This window comes from Novipirellula sp. (assembly GCF_041583735.1).
GTDB lineage: Bacteria > Planctomycetota > Planctomycetia > Pirellulales > Pirellulaceae > Novipirellula.
Window position 1 is genome coordinate 1 of record NZ_JBFHFD010000874.1, and the last position, 2,897, is coordinate 2,897.

The 2,897-nt window shown below is 54.0% G+C and carries 1 protein-coding gene; it reads left to right on the forward strand.

All coding sequences use genetic code 11. From position 1 onward, the window contains the following. Positions 1–25 precede the first annotated feature (25 nt). Positions 26–2,897, forward strand: a 2,872-nt coding sequence (locus ABX962_RS34005; protein ID WP_372726109.1) for a cytochrome c biogenesis protein ResB, incomplete at its 3' end; no start/stop codon positions are given.

A 2,897-nucleotide genomic window follows, 5' to 3' on the forward strand; every position in this document is an offset into this window, starting at 1 on the left:
CCCCACCTCACTCTTCATCAAAATCATGGCCACTACCACTTCGCATACCGAATACATCGATCATCAAACCGAAGATTCATTCGGCGAGTTCAGTCATGTTGCGCTGCGTTGGCTCGGTTCACTGAAATTGACCGTGACGCTGTTTGCGTTGTCGTTGATCATCGTCTTGGTAGGCACGCTCGCCCAAGACGAGATGAACATGTTGGAGGTGAAACAGCGATACTTTCTGTCGTGGGTCGCAATGCTTCATTTTGATGACTTTGTCCCGCAAGCGTTTTATCGCCATAGCGAGCCATTTCCCGGTAAGGTCCCGTTCCCAGGCGGGGCGTTGATCGGTTTTCTGTTGATGGTGAACTTGGTCGCGGCGAAAATCACGCGGTTCCGAATTCACGCGAGCGGTTCGAAGCTGATGCTGGGCATTGGATTTTTGATTGCCGGTTTGATCGCCACCGGATTCGTCGTGTTGGCCGGACATAACGACGACGGACTGCAAGGCACACCTCCGATTTCGTACGACGCACTTTGGGTTTGCGTGTTGGTCGGTCTGGGATTGCTGGCGGCCGGCGCTGTCGCCTGGGGAACTCAGGTTCGCAACGCGAAAATCGCAATGTTGCTTTACCAACTAGGCGGACTATTAACGCTGGTTCTATTAGCAGTCCTGTTCTACGATTTCCGCATCGGTGATCCTGGACTGAGGATCGTTTGGCAATTGACCAAAGGACTTGGTGTCGGCGGTCTGTTGTTAGTGGGCTGTCTGCTGGTGTTTAACAAACAGGGCGGCAACGTACTGTTGCACCTAGGCGTCGGTCTTTTGATGCTGGGGCAATTCACCTTTGGCGACCGCCAACTTGAACAACGGCTCAGTCTGGTCGAAGGCGATTCGACCAACACGCTGGTTAATTTAGATGCCGCCGAATTGACCTTTATCGAGCGACTTGATGGCATCGATAACATTATCGCGATCCCCGCAAGTCGTTTGCAACAAGCCGCAGCATCAGGTTCGCTGATTGAGGACGAGACGCTTCCGGTCAACGTCAAAGTGATTCAGTACTTCCCCAATTCGACGCTCAAACAAGCCGACGACAAAGACAACATCGCGACCGCCGGGATCGGGTTGGAAGTCAAAGCCATTGCGGTGACCAAGGCAGGCGGAACCGATGGCGCGATCAATGTTCCGTCGGCTTACGTCGAACTGATCGACAAGGCATCGGGAGAATCAATCGGCACACACTTGGTCAGCCAAGTCATCTCGGATCGCGAGATGTTGATCCCTGGTGAACCGGTCAAAGACGACTTTGATTCGTTTACAGTCAACGAAAAGAGCTATGACCTCGGCTTGCGTTTTCATCGCGAAGTCAAACCGTATTGGGTGCAACTCGAAGACGTTCGCCGTGTGAACTACAGCGGCACCGACACACCGCGTGACTACTCATCGTTCATTCGCATCATCGATACGGAAACCGGCGAAGACCGCAAGGACCGCGTGTGGATGAACAATCCACTGCGTTATCGCGGTGAAACGTTTTATCAATCCAACTACACGCCACTACCCGGCGGCAAAGAGATGACGGGAATCCAAGTCGTCCGCAACTCGGGTTGGCTGATCCCCTATGTCGCCTGTAGCATCACCGCGCTGGGCATGCTGGTCCACTTTCTTGGCACGCTGACGCGATTCTTGGATCGTCGTGAACGTGAAACCCGCAAAGAGCTCGCGGCGTTGGCTGAATTCAATCAATCGCCACCCTCAAAGTGGCCCGTGTTTGCCACCGTCGGTGTGTTTGCGGGGATCTCATTGATGATGCTGATTCCTTGGCCCGCCGTGATGAATTCGATGCGTCCAAGCGAACGGATGAAGCAGTTCGACTTCTATACCGCTGGCAAAATCCCGACTCAATTTGGCGGCCGTGTGATGCCGTTGGACGCGTACGCACGTCAAACTCTGAAAGCAATCAGCAACCGTGAATCACTGCCGCTTGATACCGCACCGAAAGAAATCCAAGACCACACCACTGGCCGTTCAGTGTCGGCGATGCAGTGGTTGATGGAAGTGGCGATCGACGATCCCTCGCTTCATGATTTGCCGATGTTCCGCATTGATGCCGAAGAGGTACGCAGCGAACTGGGGCTCGAGCGACGCAAAAGCAAACTCTATTCGCTGAACGAAATTCGTGAGCAATGGGACGAAGCGTCCAAGCTTGTCGAAGCCGCAGGCAAAAAAGAAACGCTTCATCAATCGTTCAAAGAAAAGAAGTTGATCGAATTGGATCGTCGTACGCGGCAATACACGTTGACCGCTGCAGCGTTTCGGATTCCCACACCGTCGCGATTCCCGGCCAGCTTCTTTCCGGAGGGGACGGATGAACAAACGCGTCAAATGTTCGCGCTGCGTGAACTCGAAATGCGAATGGAAAGTCTGGCCAAGATGCCAGCGCCGGCCGTGATCCCGCCGGTTGAAGAGGTGGCCGACGCCGCGGTCGATAATCCGAAATGGTCGGCCTATGCACCGGCGTTTTTTGACATGACCAAAAATTCGCTCGGGTCCGGCGTGACGCCTCAAGCATCGATCGAGTCGTTTGGCCAAATAATTAAAGCGTACAGCGACATGGACACGGTCGGTTTTAACACCGCCGTCGATAAACATCTCGCCGCGGTGCAAAGCTACAGCATCCCTGGTTATGACAAAGCCATGGTCTCACTGGAACGATGGATGCAGTCAAATTGGCCCACCGGCGTGACGATGTTTTTGTACCTTGTGTCGACCGTCTTGGGGCTGATGTACTTTTTGTTCCACTTGCCTCGGATGCGACAGGCGGTTTGGGGAACGCTAGCCATCGCGCTTGCGATTCACACGTTTACGATTTTGTGCCGCATTGGCATTACCGGCCGCGCTCCGGTCA